Source organism: Stenotrophomonas sp. PA-6-5C, from assembly GCF_021605635.1.
Classification (GTDB): domain Bacteria; phylum Pseudomonadota; class Gammaproteobacteria; order Xanthomonadales; family Xanthomonadaceae; genus Stenotrophomonas; species Stenotrophomonas lactitubi.
This window is the reverse complement of the sequence record NZ_WKEE01000010.1, coordinates 15305-37342: the sequence shown is the minus strand read 5'-3', so window position 1 is coordinate 37342 and position 22038 is coordinate 15305. Positions and strand designations below refer to the sequence as shown.

Here is a 22038-nt window from a genome sequence, read left to right as displayed (position 1 = left end):
GGAGAAGCCGACATGCTGAACCTTGCCGAATACCGCCAGCGGCCAGCGCTCTTGGCCGACTGGTTGCCTTGGGCCGGGCTGATCGCGACGGGCGTGGTACTGAACAAGGATGGCTCGTTCCAGCGCACGGCACGCTTTCGCGGGCCGGATCTGGACAGCGCCACGCAAGGCGAACTAATAGCTACATCAGCGCGGCTGAACAACGCACTGCGCCGGCTTGGTTCGGGCTGGGCCTTGTTCATCGAAGCCGAGCGCCGCCCGGCAGCAGGCTATCCACGCTCCGAATTCCCGGAGCCGTTGTCATGGCTGGTGGATGAAGAACGCCGCGCGGCCTTCGAGGAATCCGGCCAGCATTTTGAGAGTGCCTATCACTTCACACTTGCCTATCTTCCACCAGAAGAGTCCCGCGCCCGCGCCGCCAAAATGCTCTATGAGAACCCGCCAGGCGATGGCGTGGACTGGCGTGGGCGGCTGGAAGCCTTCGTGGCGGAAACGGATCGCGTGTTCGACTTGCTCGACGGCGTGATGCCGGAAATCGCCTGGCTCGATGACAGCCAGACACTGAGCTACCTGCACGCCACGGTGTCCATGCGGCGCTACCGCGTCGGTGTGCCCGACGTGCCGTTCCATATCGACGCACTGTTGGCCGACTGCGCCCTGGTCGGTGGTCTGGCGCCCATGCTGGGCGACCAGCACCTGCGCGTGGTGTCGGTGCGAGGCTTTCCGACTTCGACGTGGCCAGGGATTCTGGACGACCTCAACCGCCTGGGCTTTGGCTACCGCTGGAGCACGCGCTTTTTGTGCCTGGACAAAGCTGAGGCGGAAAAAGAACTCGGCCGCCTGCGCCGCCAGTGGTTTGCCAAACGCAAGAACGTCGTCGCGCTGTTGCGCGAAACGATCTTCCAGCAGGAAAGCCCGCTGGTCGATACCGATGCTAGCAATAAGGCGGCCGACGCCGATGCCGCCTTGCAGGAACTGGGCAGCGATCAAGTCGCTTTCGGCTACCTCACCGTCACTGTGACGGTGCTCGATGCCGACCCGGCCGTAGCCGACGAGAAGCTGCGCATGGTGGAGCGCGTCATCCAGGGCCGGGGCTTCGTGACCATCCCCGAGACCCTCAATGCAGTCGATGCCTGGCTGTCGTCCATCCCTGGCAATGCCTATGCCAACGTGCGTCAGCCCATCGTCTCGACGCTGAACCTGGCGCACATGATGCCGCTGTCAGCGGTGTGGGCCGGGCCGGAGAAGAACGCGCATCTGGATGGCCCGCCGTTGATCGTCACCCGCACCGATGGCGCGACGCCTTTTCGCTTGGTCACGCACATCGGCGACGTGGGCCACACGCTGGTCGCCGGGCCGACCGGCATGGGCAAGTCGGTCTTGCTCGCTACGCTGGCGATGCAGTTTCGCCGCTATCCCGGCTCGCGCATCTTCGCCTTCGATATGGGCCGCTCCATGCGTGCCACAATCCTCGGGCTGGGCGGCGAGCATTACGACCTAGGCAATGACGGGGCGATTGCTTTCCAGCCATTGGCCCGCATCGACCAGGAGGGCTACCGCACCTGGGCCGCCGAATGGGTGGAAGGCCGCCTGCTGCATGAAGGTGTCTCCATTGGCCCGGACGAGAAGGCCGCGATCTGGTCGGCACTCGGCAGCCTCGCCGGCGCGCCGGTGGAGCAGCGCACGCTGACGGGCCTCTCGGTGCTGCTGCAATCGAACGCACTGCGCCAGGCGCTCGCGCCCTATGTGCTGGGTGGTGCCCACGGCAAGCTGCTGGACGCCGATTCTGATCGGCTGGGTTCCGGCAGCGTGCAGGGCTTCGAGATGGAAGAGCTGATGCACAGCAAGGCGGCAGTGCTGGCCGTGCTGGGCTACCTGTTCGCCCGCTTCGATGAACGCTTCGACGGCGCGCCCACGCTGTTGATCCTCGATGAAGCCTGGCTGTTCCTCGATGATCCGGTGTTCGCTGCCCGCATCCGCCAGTGGCTCAAAACGCTGCGCAAGAAGAACGTCAGCGTCATCTTCGCCACGCAGTCGCTGGCCGACATCAAGGATTCAAGTATTGCACCGGCAGTGATCGAAAGCTGCGCCAGCCGGATTTTTCTCCCTAACCCACAGGCGACCGAGCCTCAGATCCGCACGATCTACGAGGGCTTCGGCCTCAACAGCCGCCAGATCGAGATCGTGGCGACCGCGCAGCCCAAGCGTGACTACTACTACCAATCGCGCCTGGGCAATCGCCTGTTCGACCTCGACCTGGGGCCAGCAACTTTGGCCTTCGCCGGGGCATCCACTCCGCAAGACCAACGCGACATGGATCGCGTGCTGCTGGACGCAGGCACACCGGGCTTCGCCGGTGCCTGGCTGCGTCATCGTGGCCTCGATTGGGCCGCTGATCTGCTGCCGTCCTCGCCGGCGGCAGCGTCCTTCCTCGCTTCTCAACCCCAGGAGGTTTCACCATGAAAACCCAACCCCGTTTGCGGTCCGTCTCGCTCGCCGCCGTGCTGTCGGCATCGCTGCTGGCCGTGCAGCCTGCATCCGCGCTGACGGTGTTCGACCCGTCCAACTTCGTGCAGAACACGCTGACCGCCGTGCGCACGCTGGAGCAGATCAATAATCAGATCAACCAGCTTCAGAACGAAGCGCAGATGCTGATGAACCAGGCGCGCAATCTGACGAATCTGGACTTCAACATCGTCAATCGCCTGCGCTCGACGCTGGCGACCACCGAGCGGCTGATCGCCGAGGCTCGCGGCCTGGCCTACGACGTGCAGAGCATGGATGCCACCTTCGCCCGGCTGTACCCGGAGCAGTACGCCGCGACCGTCAGCGGCGACCAGATGCTGCGCGACGCGCAGGAACGCTGGAAGAACACCTTGAACGGCCTGCATACCGCGATGCGGATGCAGGCGCAGGTGTCGCAGAACCTGGCGCAAGACGAAAGCGCGCTGTCCGACCTGGTCAGCCAGAGTCAGTCCGCCACCGGCGCACTGCAAGCCATGCAGGCGACCAATCAGCTTCTGGCCTTGCAGGCCAAGCAGTCGATCCAGGCGCAGCAGCTCCAGATCACGCAGGAACGCGCCGCCGCGCTGGAACTGGCACGCCAAGCAGCGGCTGTCGAACGCGGCCGGGAAGTGACGCGCCGCTTCCTAGGCGACGGCACGCCATACACGCCGCAGCGCGTGGATTTCTACGGCAACTGACGGGAGACGGCCATGCGATGCGTTTCCTTGCTGCTGCCCGTGCTGCTGGTCGCTTGCAGCCAGCAGCCGACCGAAGACCTGGCCGCAGCCTTGGCTGCCAATCCCGCGCGGCTCAAGGTTTTGCGTGCGCAGTGTGCAGCCGACCGGGCTACGGCAGGCGAAGACGCTTGCCTGGCTGCGGCTGAAGCCTTCCGGCGGCGCTTCTTCGCCGGTGAAACCGGGCCTGACGAGTTCCACACGCTGGCCGATCTGCCGCCGATCCCACCGAGCTTCGACACACCCATCAGTGACCAGGACGCCATGCCCTTCGAGGGGGACGTGCCATGAATGACGTGACAGTGATCGACCGATTCCTCGCTACCTTCTCGCGCTACATCGACTCGGGCTTTGGGCTGCTGCAGGGCGAAGTCGCGTTCCTGACCGCCACGCTGATCGTCATCGACATGACCATCGCTGGGCTGTACTGGGCGATGAGCCACGCCACCGGCCAGGGCGATGACTTGATCGCAAAACTGCTGCGCAAGGTGCTTTACGTCGGCGCCTTCGCCTACATCATCAACAACTTCAACTGGCTGGCCAGCATCGTCTTCCGCTCGTTCGCGGGCCTGGGCCTAACGGCCAGCGGCTCGACGATGAGCATGGGCGAATTTCTGCAACCGGGCCGCCTGGCCAAGACCGGCATCGACGCGGCAGCGCCGATTCTTGAGCAGATCAGCGACATGGCGGGCTTCCCCGAGGTGTTCGTGAACATGACGCCCATCGTGGTCATGTTCCTGGCCTGGGCCGTGGTGATCCTGTGCTTCTTCGTGCTGGCGATCCAGCTTTTCATCACGTTGATCGAGTTCAAGCTGACCACGCTGGCGGGCTTCGTGCTGGTGCCTTTCGCCTTGTGGAACAAGACCTCGTTCCTCGCCGAAAAGGTGCTGGGCAACGTGGTGTCCTCGGGCATCAAGGTGCTGGTGCTGGCCGTCATCGTTGGCATCGGCTCGGGCCTGTTTGCCGAGTTCCAAGTGCATCCGGCCGAGCCGTCCATCGACCATGCGGTGGTCATCATGCTGGCCTCGCTCACGCTGCTGGCGTTGGGGATCTTCGGGCCGGGCATTGCCACCGGGCTGGTATCCGGTGCACCGCAGCTTGGCGCAGGCGCGATGGCTGGTGCTGCGATTGGTGCCGCAGGCGCGGCGGTTGCCGTAGGTGCCGCAGCCACCGGCGTGGGCGGTGCTGTGATGGCCGGTGCGCGCATGGCACCGGCTGCCGCCAAGCTCGCCGGGTCTGGTGCGCGGGCTGCAACCTCGGCGGCTGGCAGCGCGAAGTCGGCTTTCCAGGCCGGTTCCGCCGCTGCGGGCGGCGGAGCCAAGGGCGCGATGGCCGGGCTGGGCAGTGTTGCCAAGGGCGGCGCACAGGCCGCTGGCCAGCGCGCTGGTGCTGGCATCAAGGCAGCAGCGGCCAAGGCTGCAGCGCCATTCAAAGCAGGCTGGCAAGGCTCTGGTGCCGATGGCGGCTCAGGCGGTGGCACTGCGGGGCCAGCCGCCGCAGGCGATGCCGCTGGCAACACAGCCAACGCGCAAAAACAAGAGCAGCCCGGTTGGGCCAAAAACCTGCAACGCCGCCAACGACTCATACAGGCCACCACTACGGCCGCGCACACGCTGCGCGGTGGCGACGGCGGCGGTTCGGGCCAAGGCCCGAGCCTGCGGGATTCCGATAGCTGACTTTCAAGGAGAACTCCATGCGATTCAAACGACCGCAGGTGCGCTATGCCGATACGCCGCAGCCTGCCACTCCGTATCAAGCCGCTGCCCAGGTGTGGGACGAGCGCATCGGCTCGGCCCGCGTGCAGGCCAAGAACTGGCGGCTGATGGCCTTCGGCTGCCTGGTGCTCGCATTGCTGATGGCCGGCGGCCTGGTGTGGCGCTCGGCCCAATCCATCGTCACGCCCTATGTCATCGAGGTCGATCAGTCCGGCCAGGTGCGCACCGTGGGCGAAGCGGCCACGCCGTATCGGCCCACCGATGCGCAGACGGCACACCACATCGCGCGCTTCGTGACGCTGGTGCGCTCGCTGTCCATTGACCCCATCGTCGTGCGCCAGAACTGGCTCGATGCTTACGACTACACCACCGATCGTGGCGCGGCGGTGCTCAACGACTATGCGCGGGTGAATGACCCGTTTGCCCGCATCGGCAAGGAATCGGTGACGGTGCAGATCACCAGTGTGGTTCGCGCCAGCGAGGCGTCGTTCAACGTGCGCTGGACAGAGCGCCGCTACGTCAATGGCGCGGCGACCGGGCTGGAGCGATGGACGGCGGTGGTGTCCATCGTGCAGCAGACCCCGCGCACCGAAGAACGCCTGCGCCGCAACCCGCTGGGCATCTACGTCAATGGCTTGTCGTGGAGCCGTGAACTGGATTCTTCTGAAGGAGCCAAACCATGAATGCACGTTTCCGTAAAACCGCATTGCCGGTGATCCTGCTGGCATCGACTGTCCTGTTTGCGGGCTGCGCCACGCAGGGCAAGCCGCCGCCGGTGATCTCGCTCGATGAGCCGGTGCAGGCTCAGCCATTGCCCGAGCCGCCCACGCCCATCGAAGTGGTGGCAGTGCCCGAACCGTTGGCATTGCCCGGACAGTTGAAACCGCTGCCGGACGTTGATGCGACCCCGGCTTCACCGGAGCCTGCCGACGAGAAGGTGCGCGTTTCGCGTGCCAATGCCGAGGCGCGCATTGCGCCGACCCGTGAGGGCTACGTCAATGCGATCCAGGTCTGGCCCTTCACTGACGGCGCGCTGTATCAGGTCTATGCGTCCGTGGGCCGCGTGACCGTGATCGCGCTCCAGCCCGGCGAGGAACTGGTGACGGTCGCTGCGGGCGATACCGTGCGCTGGATCGTGGGCGACACCTCCAGCGGCAGCGGGGCCGATCTGCGCGTCAATGTGCTGGTCAAGCCTATCCGTTCCGGGTTGAAGACCAATCTGGTCATCACCACCAGCCGCAGGACGTACCTGCTGGAACTGACTTCGACCGACAAGGCATGGATGGCGTCCGTGTCCTGGGACTATCCCAAGGATCGAATGCTGGCCTTGCAGCGCCAGGCCCAAGCCGCCAACGCTGCCGCGCCGGTCGATGCAGGCTTGTCGCTGGAGAACATCCGGTTTCGCTATGCAATCAGCGGCAGCAATCCACCGTGGAAGCCGCTGCGCGCCTTCGACGATGGCGAGAAGGTCTATATCCAGTTTCCTGCAGGCATCGCCCAGGGCGAGCTGCCGCCGCTGTTTGTCATCGGCGCGCAGGGCCATGGGCAACTGGTGAACTACCGCTTCCGCTCGCCGTACTACATCGTGGATCGGCTGTTCGGTGCGGCCGAACTGCGCCTAGGGGCCGACAAGGGCGACGTGGTGCGCATCGAGCGCACGGATGGCATTGCTGGGAGGAACTGAGCATGAGCCAGGACGATACCCCCGACCTTGACGCGCCGCAGGCGGACAAGGTGGCACCCGAGGCGGTGGCGCTGCGCGCCCAACCGCGCCCGGTCACGCGCCTGAACCGGCGCACGCTGGCCATCCTCTCCGGCGGGCTGTCGGTCGGCCTGATGGGCGCACTGATCTGGTCGCTGCAACCGCAGCAACGCAGCGCGAGCGAGTCTACCGAGCTGTACAACGTGGATCGCGTGTCCAAGTCGGAAGGGCTGGATGCGCTGCCGACGGACTATTCCAAGCTGCCAGCGCTGCCGCCCGACGTGCCGGAGCTCGGGCCACCGCTGCCGGGCGATTTAGGGCCAGCCATCGTCAATTCGCAGCAGCCAGTTGCCGCCACCTATGCCGCGCCCGGCTACGACCCCAACGATGCGCTACGCAAGGAAGAAGAAGCAGCGGCAGCTTCATCGGTGTTCTTCCGCACGGGTTCCCCGCAGGCTGCGCCCGTGGCGCAGTCGCAGGTCGCTGCCGCGGCAGGCTTCGCTGCCAATGCCGCTTTCGATCCGCTGGCCGCTGGCCCAGCCTCGACGGCGGCCCAGCCTGCTGATCCGACTGCCGTGCAGAACCGGCAAGACCAGAAAGAGGCGTTCCTGACAGGCGGCTCTAGGGAAACCCGTAACTCCGGCAACCTGCAAATGCCCGCATCGCCGTACCAAGTCATGGCAGGAACGGTGATCGCAGGTGCGCTGGTGACGGGCATCAAGTCAGACCTGCCGGGCGACGTGATCGCCACGGTGACGGAGCCGATCTACGACACGGCCACAGGCAAGTTCCTGCTGATCCCGCAGGGTTCGCGCATCCTGGGCAAGTACAACAGCCAGGTCAGCTACGGCCAGAGCCGCGTGCAGGTGGTGTGGAACCGCATCATCCTGCCGGACACGTCTTCGCTCACGCTCGACAACCTGATCGGCACCGACCCGGCGGGCTATGCCGGTCTGGAAGACGACGTGGACTGGCATTGGGATCGGATTTTTGCCGGTGCCGTGCTGACGACGCTGCTGGGCGTCGGTGCCGAACTGGCCGCACCCGAGAACCGCCAGGACGGTGATCGCGTCATCATCGCCGGGCGCGACAGCCTGCAGGACACGGTGAACCAAGTCGGCCAGGAAGTGACCCGGCGCAACCTCAACATCCAACCCACGCTGACCAGCCGTCCCGGCTTGCCAGTGCGCATCATCGTGAACCGCGATCTGGTGCTGCGGCCCTATCAGCCGCTGTTCTTCAACAAGGGGACTTCGCGATGAGCTCGACCAGGAAACTGCGGCTGGGGCCGCTGCCCAAGACCGAAAGCGTCAAGCTGACCTTCGCTTGCTCGGCCAGCTTGAAAGCCGATCTCGACCGCTACGCCGCGCTGCATGCGCAGGCGTATGGCGAGGCGGTCGATGCCTCGACGCTGATCCCGCACATGCTGGAGGCGTTCATGGCGGGGGATCGGGGATTCAGGAAAGGAAACGCCAACAAGTCCTTGCCGCCGAACCCAAGCTGAAGGTGCACCGGAACCAGATTGACCATCACTCGAACGCGCAGCCCAACGCTGCGCGTTCTTCGTTCTGGATAGGCTGCGAGGGAATGGGCTAAAGTGACCGAGCAGGCCTGCCAGTTCTTGGCAATCTCCATCGCTACAACGCGACTCGGCTTGCTTTCTACAGGCTCTTATGTGGCCCCCAGTCCACAACACCGCATCCCCTGCAAGCGGCATAAAACAGAGCTAACCTATTGCCCCATATATGGTTTCAAGCCTCCCGTGTTTTGCACGAAAGGCTTGACGCTGGCCATTTTTTATGGCCGGTGCCCCCTGCCAAGGGTCCCTTGTGGGCGCGCGGGGACACTCGTAGAGTTGGGCCTTCGTTCCGAAGGATCGGGAGGTTGGCGATGTACCGCACCACGATGATCGTGCTGTTGCTGTGCCTGCCTGGCGTTGCACTGGCCAAGCCGGACAAGGCGGCTGTGCAGATGGACCGCCAGAGTCCGGTGGCCGAGCAGGTCCGCCAGGTCGAAAAAGCCCTGCAGCAGGGCGATTACAACGAAATCTCTGCCGAGGACCGCAGTCAGGTCCAGCAGGCACTGGCGCGGATCACCCAGCGGATGGGCGACCGGCATACCGTCCAGGAGCTGCCGCCGCAGGCGCAGAATGACGTTTTCAACGATCAGGAGCGGGTCAACAGCATCCTGACGCGCGCCCACGACGACAGTCGGCAGATCTGCTCGTACCAGCGCACTACGGGCAGCAACATGCCCAAGAGCCGCTGCCTGACCGTCGCCCAGCGGCGCCGTATCGAAGAGAAGGGCAAGGCCCTGCTCAATGACCAGCGCACCTACAGCAATCTGAACCCGGATTCCAAGCTTTAGGGCCACCTGCACCCTGCCTGCCAGCACTTGCTGGCAGAGCGCGCATCCGCATACAGTCGGCGTTCACCTCAAACAGGGATTCGTTTGTCATGAAGCATCCAGTGATATCAGCGGTTCTGGTTTCGGCATTGGCCCTGGTCACTGCCTCGGCAGGGGCCAAGAGTGCCGAAGAGGTATTCCTGCCGGGCCAGCCGCTGCTGCAACAGGTAGAGCGCATCGAGATCGAACTCAACGACGGCGAAACCTATTCCGAGCTGCGCCAGGAAGAGCGCGGCAAGGTCCGTGAGACCCTGGTTCGCATCCGCACCGCCGCCGAACAGTATCCAACCAGGGACGCGATGCCTGAATCGGTACGAACTGAGGTCTTCAACGATCAGCAGGTCGTGAACACCGTTTTGACACAGGCGCGTGAAGATAGTCGTCTAATATGCCGACGTGAGAAGGCCATCGGTTCCAACATGTCGTCCACGCAATGCATGACCGTCGCCGAGCGTGCTCGGCAGAAGGACAAGGCACAGCGCGACATGGGCCAGGCCCAGCGCGTCGGTAAATTCGTCAATTAGAGGTGACAGTGAGAATCCTGGTAATCGAAGACAACAGCGACATTGCGGCCAATCTGGGCGACTACCTGGAGGACCGGGGCCACACCGTGGACTTCGCTGCCGACGGAGTGACCGGGTTGCATCTGGCTGTCGTGCACGAGTTCGACGCGATTGTCCTGGATCTCAACCTGCCGGGCATGGACGGTATCGAGGTCTGCCGCAAGCTTCGCAACGAAGCACGCAAGCAGACCCCGGTGCTGATGTTGACCGCGCGCGATTCGCTGGACAACAAACTGGCCGGCTTCGATTCCGGTGCTGACGACTACCTGATCAAGCCGTTCGCGCTGCAGGAAGTGGAAGTGCGTCTGAACGCCCTGTCGCGTCGCGGCAAGGGCGTGCAGACCCGCGTGCTGGAAACCGGTGATCTGGAATACAACCTGGACACGCTGGAAGTGCGCCGCCAGGGCAAGCTGCTGCAGCTCAACCCGACCGCGCTGAAGATCCTGCAGGCGTTGATGGAAGCGGCCCCGGCCGTGGTCACCCGGCAGGAACTGGAAACCCGTGTCTGGGGCGAAGAACTGCCCGATTCCGATTCGCTGCGCGTGCACATCCATGGCCTGCGCGCCGTGGTGGACAAGCCCTTTGAAGTGCCGATGATCCAGACCCGCCATGGCATCGGATACCGCATCGCCACGCCGGAAGCCTGATTCTGTGGCAAGCAAGGGGGAGCGCCGGCGCACGCCTTATCGGCGGCGCCTGCGCAGCCGCATCATCGTCTCGTTCGTGTTGTTGGGCTTCTGCCTGACGACACTGTTCGCGTTTGCCACCAACTGGGCCCGCATGCGGGTGGAAAACCAGTTGGTGGAAGACGTGATGAACCGCAACATCAGCGAGTACGTGCGGCGTTACTACGAAAGCCCGGACCGCAACCCCGACCTGCCGGTGCAGCAGATGCGCGCGCGCCTGATCAAGCCGGACAAGTTCGAGGCGCTGCGCGAGGAGGAGCCGGACTGGTACGAGTTCAAGGACGGCCTGTACAACATGGGCGGTGTGGACGAGCGCGGCGAGCGCTATTCCTACAAGCTGGCCGTGCGCAAGACCCCTGATGCCTGGGCGTTTCTTGCCTACGACATGACCGACAGCGTTCGCGGTGGGCAGCAGCTCAACCGCGCGCTGTTCCTGTCGGTGCTGGTGTTCAGCCTGCTGTCGCTGGTGCTGGGCTGGTGGTCGGCGTCCAAGGTGATGAAGCCCGTCTCGGATCTGGCCGCGCGCCTGCGTGCGTACCGTGGCGGCACCAGCGATCCCGAACCTTTGGCGCCGCGCTTCCCTGATGACGAAGTGGGGCAGCTGGCCCAGGCGCTGGATGACTATTCTTCGCGGCTGACCGAAGTGGTGCAGCGCGACCGTGAGTTCAATGCAGACGTCAGCCATGAGCTGCGCACGCCGCTGGCGGTGATCCGTGGCGCCACCGAGCTGCTGCTGACCCGCCCGGGCCTGGACGAGAAGGTGCTGCAGCGCCTGCAGCGCATCCAGCGTGCCGAGCAGCAGTGCAGCGATCTGATCGGCGCGCTGTTGCTGCTGTCGCGCAACGAGCGCGGGCAGGGCAGCAGCAATGTGGCTCGTGTGGCCGAACAGCTGCTGGATGCGCATCGCGCGCAGCTGGGTGGCAAGCCGCTGGAACTGCATCTGGATGGCGAACGCGACCTGGTCATCGACGCCCCCGAAGCGGCGTTGTCGGTGGCGCTGGGCAACCTGATCGGCAATGCGGTGAAGTATTCGCAGGATGGCGAGGTGCGCGTACATGTGGGTGCCAACGCCGTGTCGGTGACCGACAGCGGGCCGGGCCTGAGCGAGGAAGATGCCGCCAAGCTGTTCCAGCGCGGCTACCGCGGCACCCATGCCGGCCACTCGCAGGGCGGCGGTATCGGCCTGTCGATCGTCAGCCGCCTGTGCGATCTATACGGCTGGCAGGTAAGCGTGCGCCCGGGCGGCGCCCGCGGCGTAATCGCCACGCTGACGTTCTCGCCGAAGCCGCTGTAATACCTTCTGGCTGCCGCTTTGGTAGGTGCCGACCTTGGTCGGCACGAATCCATTCGTCGTCGAAATCTCCCACTCGGCGCGAAATGTCGCATGCAACGCCAATGCAGTTTTCGCGAAGGCGCGGCGTCTCTGGCCCAGCACGACACCTGCGTGACGCACTCCGCGTCCTGCGCGTGTCCCACCGCACGATTCCGCAGACGGTTGGCCCACATGGCGTTTTCGCCTCATGACCGCATTGCATGCAGCTGGCGAGATGGCATGGCTGGGGTCATCGCCCTGGCCGGGATTGGCGTCCTGAAATCGACCCAACAATCAACAAACCTCTGATGCGCCGAAGGCCGTCATGGAAAATGCATCGCGATGCCCTTGCTTTGGCGGGCGGTGCGTGGGGACTTCGAAGAGTCCGCCGGAGTGTTTTGTTGATTGTTGTGATCCGGTACGCCAACCCGCACCGTCCGCCACCTCGCATCTGCGGGTGGCCTTGCCGTCTGCGAGGAGCACTGCCATGTCTACACGCACCACCTACCCGAACCTGCGCCGCCTGGTCGGCGAATCCGCCGACCAGTTGCCGGCCGACATCGCCGAACGCATCGAAGACGTGCTGGCCGAACCCAGCGACCTGCTACCGGCACTGATGGCGCGCATGGATGGCCGCGACAACGCCGATGGCCAGACCCGGCAGGGCGCGGGTCTCACCCCGACGCAAGCGGTAACCCTGGCCAGCCTCAGCCGCACCCTGGCTGGTCTCAATGCGTTGATCCAGATGCTGCACGCCGCCGAAGCGGCCCGGGTGCAGGGCAGTGCAGGCCAGCAACTGCCGCCGGACGTAGTGGAAGGCCTGTTGCTGGCCGCGCGCGAACTGGCCCGCTACGCCCGCCAGCAGCTGGAGTAGATCCACGCCATGCGTGGATGCCTGTTCGCGCGGTGCAGGTGAAGTAGATCCACGCCATGCGTGGATGCCTGTTCGGGCGGTGCAGGTGAAGTAGATCCACGCCATGCGTGGATGCTTGTCCGCGCGGAGCCGGTAGACCTGCCGGCCTACCCGGCAGCCAACCCCAGATACCGCAGGTGCAACCGCTCCACCTGCGCTTGCAGGTCATCCGGATGCCCATCATTGACGACGACATCATCAGCCAGCGCCAAACGCTGTGCGCGGGTGGCCTGGGCGGCGATCATCTGGTGAGCCAAGGCCGCGTCGATGCCGTCGCGCTGCATCAGGCGGGCGTGCTGTACGGCCTCGGGCGCATCCACCAGCAGCACCCTGTCCAGCCACGGGTAGGCCTGGCGGCCGCCCACTTCGGTCAACAACGGGATCGCCGCCAGCGCATAGGGGCTGGCGGCCTGCTTGCACTGCTGCTGCATCAGACGGCGGATGGCCGGGTGGGTGATCGCTTCCAGCGCCGTCCGCTCGGCCGGGTCTGCAAAGATGTGGGCGCGCAGGCGGGCACGGTCCAGGCTGCCGTCGGCCAGCAGCATGTCCGCGCCGAAGCGCTCTGCAATCAGGGACAGGGCAGGGCTGCCCACCGTCACCACGGCGCGCGCGGCCAGGTCGGCATCGGCCACGACAATCCCCAGCGCCTCGAAGCGCCGGGTGACCTCACTTTTGCCCGAGGCGATGCCGCCGGTCAGGCCAACCACATACCGGCTCATGGGGACTCCCCTCAGCGCAGCCCGCTCATCACCAGATACTGGTTCAACAGCGGCTCGCCCCACATGAAGAACAGCCAGCCGGCCAGCGCCAGGTAGGGACCGAACGGGATCGGCGTCGCCCGGTCACGGCCACGGCTGTACAGCCAGATCGAGCCGATGATGGCGCCCAGCACCGACGACATCAGGATGATCGGCAGGATGCCCTTCATGCCACACCAGGCACCCAGTGCGGCCAACAGCTTGAAATCGCCGTGGCCCATGCCCTCCTTGCCGGTCAGCTGCTTGAACAGCCACCACACCGACCACAGCGACAGGTAGCCCAGCAGGGCGCCGAGCAGGGCCGGTTTGGCGGGCATGTACAGGTTGTCGATGCTGCCTATCAACCCCAGCCACATCAGTGGCAGGGTCAATTGATCCGGTAGCAGCTGGGTGCGCAGGTCGATGCCGGACAGGGCGATCAGGAAGCAGGTCAGCACGATCGCGCCGAAGCCCTGCCAGCCGAAGCCGAACTGCCACACGCAGGCCAGCACCATCACTGCGGTCAGCGCTTCCACCAGCGGGTACTGGATGGAGATCGGCGCCTTGCAGTGGCGGCACTTGCCGCCCTGGATGATCCAGCTGAACAGCGGGATGTTCTCGTACCAGGCCAGCTTGTGCTTGCAGTGTGGGCAGTGCGAAGGCTCCACCACGATGCCCGGCGGGGGCGGCTCGTAGAAGTCCGGCTCTTCCAGCACCTCGCGCGCATCGCGCTTCCACTGCCATTCCAGCCGCTTGGGCAGGCGCAGGATGACGACGTTCAGGAAGCTGCCCAGAAGCAGTCCCAGGCCGGCCGCGGCGGGATAGCCGAGGCCGGGATGCTGGTCGAGAAATGCCATTCAGTAATTATCCGACAACGGCGGCAAGTTTGAAGATGGGTAGGTACATGCCGATGACCATGCCGCCGACGATGGTACCAATGATCACCATGATGAACGGTTCCAGCAGGCTGCTCAGGGCATCAACGGCATTGTTGACCTCCTGCTCATAGTACTCGGCGACCTTGAAGAGCATGGCGTCCAACGCGCCCGCCTCTTCACCGATGCTGGTCATCTGGATGACCATGTGCGGGAACAGGTTGCGCTGCTTCATTGCGACATTCACCGGGTAACCCACCGAGACGTCATCGCGCATGCGCAGTACGGCCTCTTCATAAACCGTATTGCCAGTGGCACCAGCGACGATGCCCAGCGCTTCCACCAGCGGAACGCCTGCCTTGAATGTGACCGCAGTCGTGCGGGCAAAACGGGCGATGGCGCTGTTGTGCATGAGCTGGCCGATCACCGGCACTTTCAGGACCAGCCGGTCCATGCTGTGCTGCAGCTTGGGAGATCTTTTGTACGTGGCAATGAAGCCAATGATGGACCCTATGATCACAAACAGGATCAGCCACCACCAGGAAACCATGAAGCGGGACAGATTGACGATCATCTGGGTGAAGGCAGGCAGGTCTGCGCCAAAACCCTTGAACACATCCTCGAACTGCGGAACCACCCACACCAGCAGAATCCCGCTGACGATCAGTGCAACTGCTAGCACCATGGCTGGATAGAACATTGCCTTGCGGATCTTGCCCTTCAGTGCCTCGATGTTCTCTTTGTAGGTGGCGACGGTGTCCAGCACTGTCTCCAGTACACCGGCGCCTTCGCCTGCCTTGACCAGATTGCGGTAGAGCTCGTCGAACTGCACCGGATGTTTGCTGACAGCCTCGTACAGCGACGAGCCACCCTCGATATCGGTTCGGACTGAATCCACCATCTTCTTCATGCGCGGGTTCTTATGCCCGCTGGCGATGATGTCCAAGGCGCCAACAATCGGGACCCCTGACTTCATCATGGTGGCCATCTGCCGGCTGAAGAATGCAATGTCCTTTGGTGTGATCCTGCTGCCGGCGGCACCAAACAATGGTTTTGGCTTGGGCTTGACCATGCCGGGGTTGATACCCTGGCGGCGTAGCTCAGCTCTCAGCAGGCTCGCGTTTTTTGCGACCTGCTCGCCTTTCATCTTGACGCCCCGCTTGTCGGTCCCCATCCAGACAAACGGCTGCAGCTCCGTGGTGCTACGCGCCACGGGCTCCTTCTTGATCGCACTGCGACTGACAGACATATCGGCTCCCCAAGACCCACCATCCCCAGGCGGGCATCTAGCCGTTGATGGTAGCGGGTTCATGCCCGTCTGGGCAGTTGCCAGAGGGCCAATCATGCGAATTCGTGCCGGGTGCCGACCAAAGGTGACGCACTGCGTCACATTGCCGCGTCCATCGCAGATTCGTACTCCGGGGGTTCCCATCCGTGAAATAGCTGCCATCATGGGCGCGGGGAAATCCAGGGGGAGGCGTGCCGGGGTTGGCACGCAACCTGCGTTGATCCACCCGCAGGGCGCAGGACCCGCTCAGCTGGCCGCTGGCCAGACCGATCTTGTGCCCTGAAATCAACCACCACTATCTTGGGGATGTATCAAATGAAGAACCAGAAGGGCTTCACCCTTATCGAACTGATGATCGTCGTTGCGATCATCGCCATCCTGGCCGCCATCGCCCTGCCGATGTACCAGGACTACGTGGCCAAGTCGCAGGTCACCGCCGGTCTGGCCGAAATCACCCCGGGTAAGACGCAGTACGAAGTTGCCCTGAACGAAGGCAAGACTACGGTAGCCGACATTGCAGAGTTGGGCCTTAAGGATTCCGAACGTTGCACGATTACCCCGATCACTGCGCTGAGCGCTACCGGATCGATTGAGTGCACCCTGAAGGGGAACACCAAGATCAAGGGTAAGAAGATCAGCGTCAAGCGTGCCGACGACGGCACTTGGACCTGCAGCACTGATATCGCTTCGACCGAGACCAAGTACATTCCGACTGGCTGCACCGGCAAGACAGCCTAATCGTTCCTTCCTTGCCTAGAAGGAGGCCCCGCATGTCGGGGCCTCTTTTTTGATGCCATGGGGGGCTTATTCAAGGAACTACTGGGGAGTGTTCCATATGCGACAGGCTCAAGGTTTTTCGTTGATAGAGCTGCTCATTGTCGTGGCCATCATCGCAATCTTGGCCGCGATAGCTGTGCCGATGTATCAGGACTACACCGCCAAATCACAGTTAGCGGCGGCGTTTGCCGACATTCGACCAGGAAAAACGATGGTTGAAACTGTTGTTCAGGACAGTCGAGATAGCACTCTTGTCGATGCTGAGTATATTGGACTCAAAAGTTCTGCACGCTGTTCGGATGTCCACGCTGAGCTTGATGGCAACGGCGTTGCGAGTATCACTTGTACGCTTGTGGGCGGTCCGCAAGTAGCTAGCAAAGATCTTATTCTCCGCCGCGCAGCCGATGGCACCTGGACCTGCGACGGCAGCGCCTTCGAAGCGCGCTACCGACCAGTTGGCTGCTGATTCAGTTACGGACCGCCAATAGGATGTCGGCGGACCGTTGACGGGGCTATCATCCCCGGGGGAGTCAGGATCGTGCCTGCCGGGCAGAAGCGCCGGGCAGGGCCGTTGCTCATGGATTGGCGATGCCGTCGGCCGTTGGGGCGCGACAGGTTCTGCTACCCCGCGCTGCGCCTTCGGAGGGCGCACTGCACCGCCAGACCCATGAGCCAAGGATTCATATGACCGCCGTTACCACCGCCAATCTCGTCGGCATCACCGGGCTGGCCCGCCGCCTGGTCCAGGACGGCGCGCTGGATGAGGTCGCCGCCCGCGACGCCATGGCCAAGGCTACCGCTGCGCGCCAGCCGCTGCCAACCTGGTTCGCCCAGAACAAGGTGGTCGGCGCTGCCCAGCTCGCGGCCGCCAACGCGGTTGAGTTCGGCATGCCGCTGTTCGACGTGTCCACGTTCGACAGCAGCCAGAACGCGATGAGCCTGGTCAGCGAGGAGCTGCTGCGCAAGCACAACGTGCTGCCGCTGTTCAAACGCGGCGGCAAGTTGTTCGTCGGCACCAGCAACCCCACCCACTCGCTGGATGAGATCAAGTTCCACACCAATCTGGTGGTTGAACCGATCCTGGTAGACGAGGACCAGATCCGCCGCACGTTGGAGCAGTGGCATGCCAGCCACGACACCATGGGCGATGCGCTGGGTGGCGACGAGGACGGCATGGCCAACCTCGATGTTGGCGGTGGCGACGACGACATGGCCAGCACCGACAGCGGCATCGACGCCAAGGGCGACGATACCCCGGTGGTGAAGTTCGTAAACAAGGTGCTGGTCGATGCCATCCGCAAGGGCGCGTCGGACATCCACTTCGAGCCCTACGAAGACGACTACCGCGTCCGCCTGCGTATCGACGGCCTGCTGAAGATGGTCGCGCGCGCGCCGAACAAGCTCAACCAGCGCATTGCCGCGCGCCTGAAGGTGATGGCGCAGCTGGATATCGCCGAGAAGCGCGTGCCGCAGGATGGCCGTATCAAGCTCAACCTGTCCAAGACCCGGCAGATCGACTTCCGCGTCAGTACCCTGCCGACGCTGTTTGGTGAAAAGGTAGTGCTGCGTATCCTCGATGGCAGCGCGGCCAAGCTGGGCATCGACAAGTTGGGTTACGAGCCGGACCAGCAGAAGCTGTTCCTGGACGCGATCCACAAGCCTTACGGCATGGTGCTGGTGACCGGCCCGACCGGTTCGGGCAAGACGGTGTCGCTGTATACCGCGCTGGGCATCCTCAACGACGAGACCCGCAACATTTCCACCGCTGAAGATCCGGTGGAAATCCGTTTGCCCGGCGTCAACCAGGTGCAGCAGAACAACAAGCGCGGCATGACCTTTGCCGCCGCGCTGCGCTCGTTCCTGCGACAGGATCCGGACATCATCATGGTCGGCGAAATCCGCGACCTGGAAACCGCCGAGATCGCGATCAAGGCAGCGCAGACCGGCCATATGGTGCTGTCCACGCTGCATACCAACGACGCGCCGCAGACCATCGCGCGCCTGATGAACATGGGCATCGCGCCGTACAACATCACCAGCTCGGTGACGCTGGTGATCGCCCAGCGCCTGGCGCGCCGCCTATGCGGCAACTGCAAGCGCCCTGCAAAGCTACCGGAGCATGCGCTGCTGGCCGAGGGCTTCACCCAGGCGCAGCTGGATGCGGGCATCGAGCTGTATGAAGCCGTTGGCTGTGATGAATGCACCGAAGGCTACAAGGGCCGCACCGGCATCTACCAGGTGATGCCGATGACCGACGAGATCGCCACCATTGTGCTGGCGGGCGGTAACGCGCTGCAGATTGCCGAGGCCGCGCAGGCGATCGGTGTGCACGATCTGCGGCAGTCGGCGCTGAAGAAGGCGGCCGCGGGCGTGACCAGCCTGGCCGAGATCAACCGCGTCACCAAGGATTGATGCAGTAGATCCACGCCATGCGTGGATGGCGGTCAGCGTCCAGTAGATCCACGCCATGCGTGGATGCGCGGCGCATGAGGTTGCCGGCCAGCGGCCGGCACTACCTATTCCATCCCCAGCTTCTTCAGCTTGTAACGCAGCGCGCGGAAGGTGATGCCCAGCTGCGCGGCGGTACGGGTCTTGTTCCAGCGGTTCTCTTCCAGCGCACGCTGGATCGCACTGCGCTCAAGCTGCTCGATGTACGAGGGCAGGGCGGCGCTGCCGGGGTGCAGATCAACCACAGCTTCGGCATGGGCGGCACTGCCCGGTGAGCGCGGCGCGTGCTGAGGCAGGCGCAGGTCGTCGGCACCGATGCAGTCTTCCTCGGCCAGCGCCAGCGCGCGTTCCAGGATGTTCTCCAGCTCGCGCACATTTCCCGGGAAGCCATACTGGGCCAGCGCGTCCAGCGCCGAGGGCGCCAGCAGCGGGGTGGCGCGGCCATGGCTGCGGGCCAGCCGCGCCAGGATCGATGCGGCCAGCGCAGGCAGGTCCTGGCGGCGCTCGCGCAGCGGCGGCACACGTAGTTCGATGACGTTGATGCGGTAGTACAGGTCGTGGCGGAAACGCCCGTCTTCGACCAGCTCGGCCAGATCCTTGTGGGTGGCCGAGAGGATGCGCACGTCCACCGGTTCTTCGCTGGGCGCGCCAACCGCGCGCACCGATTTCTCCTGGATAGCACGCAGCAGCTTCACCTGCATCTGCAGCGGCAGCTCGGCCACTTCATCCAGGAACAGCGTGCCGCCGTGCGCGGCCTGGAACAGCCCCGGCTTGTCGGCGTGGGCGCCGGTGAAGCTGCCCTTGCGGTGGCCGAAGAACTCGCTCTCCATCAACTCGGTGGGGATGGCGCCACAGTTGACCGGCACGAACGGCCCGGCCGCGCGTGCACCCTGTGCGTGGATGGTGCGTGCGACCAGTTCCTTGCCCACCCCGGACTCGCCCAGGATGTAGACCGGCGCCTGGCTGCGCGCGACCTTGCCGATGGTGGCGCGCAGCACGTCCATGGCCGGCGATTCGCCGAGCAGGCGCGCCGCCTGTTCTGCAGCTGGGCCGGCAACGGGGCGTTCGCTGTTGTTGAGTTCCAGCGCATGTTTGACCAGGCCGCGCAGCACGGCGATGTCCACCGGCTTGCTGACGAAATCGAAGGCACCGGCTTTCAGCGCTTCCACGGCCAGGTCCATGCTGCCGAAGGCGGTGATCATCGCCACCGGCGTGCGCGGGTAATGCTGGGCGATCTCGCTGACCAGTTCGATGCCGTTGCCGTCGGGCAGGCGCATGTCGGTGATGCACAGGTCATAGGGATTGCTGGCCAGCAGCTCGCGGGCTTCGGCGAGGTTGGCGGCGGTGCTGATGCGCAGGCCCATGCGGCCGAGGGTCAACACCAGCAGTTCGCGGATATCGCGTTCGTCGTCGACGACCAGGGCGCTGCGGGTTTCGTTCATGGGTGGGAAAGATAGCCGAGGGGGTGGAATGCGACAAATGCTTGACGCACGGAATCAGTGTGGAAGCAGGGTGTGCGGGCCGGGCAGAACCAGGCGGAAGCAGGAGCCGCCGGCGGGGACGGGAATGTAATCCAGCCGCGCCTGGTTGGCCCGGCACAGTTCGCGGGCGATATACAGGCCCAGACCGGTGCCGTGCTCGGAGGTGGTGAAGAAGGGGCGGAACAGCTGCGCGGCGACGGTCTCGGGAATACCGGGGCCACGATCCATCACGTCGATCACCGCACTGCGTTCGTGCTGGGCCACGCGCAGCCGCACGCGCGCGGGTTGCTCGCCGATGCGGCCGTACTTCAGGGCGTTGTGCACCAGCACGGTCAGCACCTGGTACAGGTGTCGCGGGTCGACCTGGGCCGGCACCGAGGTGTCGTTGATGATCGGCTCGATGCTGTCCGTTTCCAGCGTCTGCCCCTGCTTGTACTCCAGCACGAAGCGGCGCACGAAGGCGGCGAGGTCGACGTTTTCCGGATTGGCGCGTTCGCGCCGGGCCAGGCCCAGCACGCTTTCAACGATGCCGTTGGTGCGTTGGCACTGCTGGTGGATGATCTGCAGCAGACGGCGGTCGCTCTCGTTGAAGCCGGTGCCTTCCTCGAGCAGCTGCACAGCGTAGTTGATGGCCGCCAGCGGGTTGCGGATTTCATGGGCGAGGCTGGCCGAGAAGCGCCCCATCGCCGACAGGGTGAGCGATTCGGCGCGCCGCGAGACCACGCTGGAATCATCCAGGAACACCAGCACCAGGTCGCTGCCGGCCAGCAGGCGGGCGAAGCGCGGTTGCACTTCCGGCTGGTCGGGGTTGAGCTGCAGTGGCATTTCATCCTGTGCCCAGCCGTTGCGCCACCGTTGCAGGCGTCGGGCAAGTTCGGGGGCGACGCTGGCCAGGTCGAGGCGGCCGGAATCGCTGTTGCCATCACTGTCGCCCAGCAGGATCGAGGCGGCTTCGTTGGCCAGGGTGATGCGGTTGTCGGCGTCCACCACGACCACGCCGGTACGCATGCGGCGGATGATCAGTTCGTTGATCTGGAACAGGTTGGCCACTTCGTCGCCGCGCTGGTTGGCCAACTGCTGGTTGCGGCGTGCGCGGTTGCCGACCTGGTAGCTGATGAAGGCCAGCGCCAGGTAACTGGTGGCGAACATCGCCAGTTCGGCCAGGGTGCGGGTGGGATCGCCGCCTTCCAGCACTTTCCACAGGTATTCGGCGGCCGTGGCGACGCTGGCGGCCAGCGCCAGCAGCAGGCCCCAGCTGAGCGGCAGCAGGGTGGCAGCGGCGGCGATGTTGAACAGCAGCGACATCGAGATGCCGGCGCTGGCGCCGGGCAGGGCATGTGCCAGCAGGCTGGCGGCAACGATGTCCAGCAGCACGCCGCCGACCACGATCTGCCGCAGCCAGCGCTCGTTGCGGCCGATCACCAGCCACAACAGCGACAGCAGCAGGTAAGCCGCGCCCACGCTGTTGGCCAGGCGAGGGTGGTGGGCTTCGCCGACCATGGCCGACAGCGGGCTGTACAGCAGGGCGGCGATGACCGAGGCGATCAGCACCCGGTACAGGGCAAAGAAATACAGCTCTCGCCGCGGTATCGATTCGATGCGGTCGATCAATGAAGCACTGGGTGACACGCCGGAACTCCCCTTCTGGCTGCCTGGAACTGGATCATGCCGGCGGTGGGCCGAACCTGCCCGACGTCCCCCGATCGTCGGATCTGCTCGCTGCCCGGTTGCCGGCACCGTGGGCTCGAATTTACGGGGCCAGTATAGGGCGCCTGCAGCGGGCTGGGCTGCGCAATCGGCCGCTGCCGGCCCGGGGGGCGTGGTCCAAGCCGTGCCGCAACTGCCTGAATGACCGTGGAAATCTGGCCGGTTCCGGCCTTTTGTCCATACTTCTTT

The 22038-nt window shown here is 64.5% G+C and carries 21 protein-coding genes; 16 read left to right on the top strand and 5 right to left on the bottom strand.

The window, feature by feature from the left end; genetic code table 11:
- The first annotated feature begins 12 nt into the window (after positions 1 to 12).
- The 13 genes from trbE (at position 13) to GIW57_RS06030 (ending at position 12497) form a co-directional block, all read left to right on the top strand.
- Complete coding sequence (gene trbE, locus GIW57_RS06090; protein WP_019043465.1) at positions 13 to 2463, top strand: conjugal transfer protein TrbE; 2451 nt, start codon at positions 13 to 15, stop codon at positions 2461 to 2463.
- Positions 2460 to 3203 carry a P-type conjugative transfer protein TrbJ gene (trbJ, locus tag GIW57_RS06085; protein WP_023083101.1) on the top strand — a complete coding sequence of 248 codons (744 nt, stop codon included), beginning with the start codon at positions 2460 to 2462 and terminating at the stop codon, positions 3201 to 3203. The genes trbE and trbJ overlap by 4 nt, the downstream gene beginning before the upstream one ends.
- 12 nt (positions 3204 to 3215) lie before the next feature.
- Positions 3216 to 3530 carry a hypothetical protein gene (locus GIW57_RS06080; RefSeq protein ID WP_023083100.1) on the top strand — a complete coding sequence of 105 codons (315 nt, stop codon included), beginning with the start codon at positions 3216 to 3218 and terminating at the stop codon, positions 3528 to 3530.
- A complete protein-coding gene (gene trbL / locus GIW57_RS06075) occupies positions 3527 to 4915 on the top strand; it encodes a P-type conjugative transfer protein TrbL (RefSeq protein ID WP_019043468.1) in 1389 nt (462 codons plus the stop codon). Before GIW57_RS06080 ends, trbL begins: the two co-directional genes overlap by 4 nt.
- A gap of 17 nt (positions 4916 to 4932) precedes the next feature.
- A complete protein-coding gene (trbF, locus tag GIW57_RS06070; RefSeq protein ID WP_019043469.1) occupies positions 4933 to 5637 on the top strand; it encodes a conjugal transfer protein TrbF in 705 nt (234 codons plus the stop codon).
- On the top strand, positions 5634 to 6638 hold the full coding sequence (gene trbG / locus GIW57_RS06065; RefSeq protein ID WP_023083099.1) for a P-type conjugative transfer protein TrbG: 1005 nt from the start codon (positions 5634 to 5636) through the stop codon (positions 6636 to 6638). Before trbF ends, trbG begins: the two co-directional genes overlap by 4 nt.
- Before the next feature lie 2 nt (positions 6639 to 6640).
- Positions 6641 to 7918: a TrbI/VirB10 family protein gene (locus tag GIW57_RS06060; RefSeq protein WP_019043471.1), complete on the top strand. Its 1278-nt coding sequence runs from the start codon at positions 6641 to 6643 to the stop codon at positions 7916 to 7918.
- Entirely contained in the window at positions 7915 to 8160 is a 246-nt protein-coding gene (locus tag GIW57_RS06055; protein WP_019043472.1) for a DUF2274 domain-containing protein, read from the top strand. Before GIW57_RS06060 ends, GIW57_RS06055 begins: the two co-directional genes overlap by 4 nt.
- 386 nt (positions 8161 to 8546) lie before the next feature.
- Positions 8547 to 9023 (top strand): hypothetical protein, encoded by a 477-nt coding sequence (locus tag GIW57_RS06050; RefSeq protein WP_236509467.1) that lies wholly within the window; start codon positions 8547 to 8549, stop codon positions 9021 to 9023.
- 89 nt (positions 9024 to 9112) lie between these two features.
- Complete coding sequence (locus GIW57_RS06045; protein ID WP_236509466.1) at positions 9113 to 9586, top strand: hypothetical protein; 474 nt, start codon at positions 9113 to 9115, stop codon at positions 9584 to 9586.
- An 8-nt stretch (positions 9587 to 9594) separates the two neighbouring features.
- Entirely contained in the window at positions 9595 to 10272 is a 678-nt protein-coding gene (locus GIW57_RS06040; protein WP_025874286.1) for a response regulator transcription factor, read from the top strand.
- Positions 10235 to 11605: a HAMP domain-containing sensor histidine kinase gene (locus GIW57_RS06035; protein ID WP_100460170.1), complete on the top strand. Its 1371-nt coding sequence runs from the start codon at positions 10235 to 10237 to the stop codon at positions 11603 to 11605. Before GIW57_RS06040 ends, GIW57_RS06035 begins: the two co-directional genes overlap by 38 nt.
- A 505-nt stretch (positions 11606 to 12110) precedes the next feature.
- Positions 12111 to 12497, top strand: coding sequence for a hypothetical protein (locus GIW57_RS06030; protein WP_100553386.1), 387 nt, complete (start codon positions 12111 to 12113; stop codon positions 12495 to 12497).
- A 146-nt stretch (positions 12498 to 12643) separates the two neighbouring features.
- Here GIW57_RS06030 and coaE read toward each other — a convergent pair whose 3' ends face one another.
- Genes coaE through GIW57_RS06015 form a run of 3 tightly spaced genes read right to left on the bottom strand, consistent with a single transcriptional unit; the run spans position 12644 to position 15397 of the window.
- Positions 12644 to 13255 (bottom strand): dephospho-CoA kinase, encoded by a 612-nt coding sequence (gene coaE / locus GIW57_RS06025; protein ID WP_236509464.1) that lies wholly within the window; start codon positions 13253 to 13255, stop codon positions 12644 to 12646.
- 11 nt (positions 13256 to 13266) lie between these two features.
- Complete coding sequence (locus GIW57_RS06020; protein WP_089236602.1) at positions 13267 to 14130, bottom strand: A24 family peptidase; 864 nt, start codon at positions 14128 to 14130, stop codon at positions 13267 to 13269.
- A gap of 7 nt (positions 14131 to 14137) precedes the next feature.
- Positions 14138 to 15397 carry a type II secretion system F family protein gene (locus GIW57_RS06015; protein ID WP_236509462.1) on the bottom strand — a complete coding sequence of 420 codons (1260 nt, stop codon included), beginning with the start codon at positions 15395 to 15397 and terminating at the stop codon, positions 14138 to 14140.
- 354 nt (positions 15398 to 15751) lie between these two features.
- Between GIW57_RS06015 and GIW57_RS06010 the strand changes: the two genes are divergently transcribed.
- The 3 genes from GIW57_RS06010 to pilB all read left to right on the top strand — a co-directional run bounded on the left by GIW57_RS06010 (position 15752) and on the right by pilB (position 18625).
- On the top strand, positions 15752 to 16174 hold the full coding sequence (locus GIW57_RS06010) for a pilin (protein WP_236509455.1): 423 nt from the start codon (positions 15752 to 15754) through the stop codon (positions 16172 to 16174).
- 97 nt (positions 16175 to 16271) lie between these two features.
- On the top strand, positions 16272 to 16679 hold the full coding sequence (locus GIW57_RS06005; protein WP_236509524.1) for a pilin: 408 nt from the start codon (positions 16272 to 16274) through the stop codon (positions 16677 to 16679).
- Positions 16680 to 16897: 218 nt separating this feature from the next.
- A complete protein-coding gene (pilB, locus tag GIW57_RS06000) occupies positions 16898 to 18625 on the top strand; it encodes a type IV-A pilus assembly ATPase PilB (RefSeq protein WP_108265607.1) in 1728 nt (575 codons plus the stop codon).
- 104 nt (positions 18626 to 18729) lie between these two features.
- Here the strand turns inward: pilB and GIW57_RS05995 are convergent, their stop codons facing one another.
- Together GIW57_RS05995 and GIW57_RS05990 are read right to left on the bottom strand one after the other, a co-directional pair.
- The gene (locus tag GIW57_RS05995) at positions 18730 to 20103 is read right to left on the bottom strand and encodes a sigma-54 dependent transcriptional regulator (protein ID WP_100460162.1); all 1374 of its coding nucleotides are present in this window, start codon (positions 20101 to 20103) and stop codon (positions 18730 to 18732) included.
- Between the two features lie 54 nt (positions 20104 to 20157).
- On the bottom strand, positions 20158 to 21771 hold the full coding sequence (locus GIW57_RS05990; RefSeq protein ID WP_229979552.1) for an ATP-binding protein: 1614 nt from the start codon (positions 21769 to 21771) through the stop codon (positions 20158 to 20160).
- Positions 21772 to 22038: the final 267 nt, after the last annotated feature.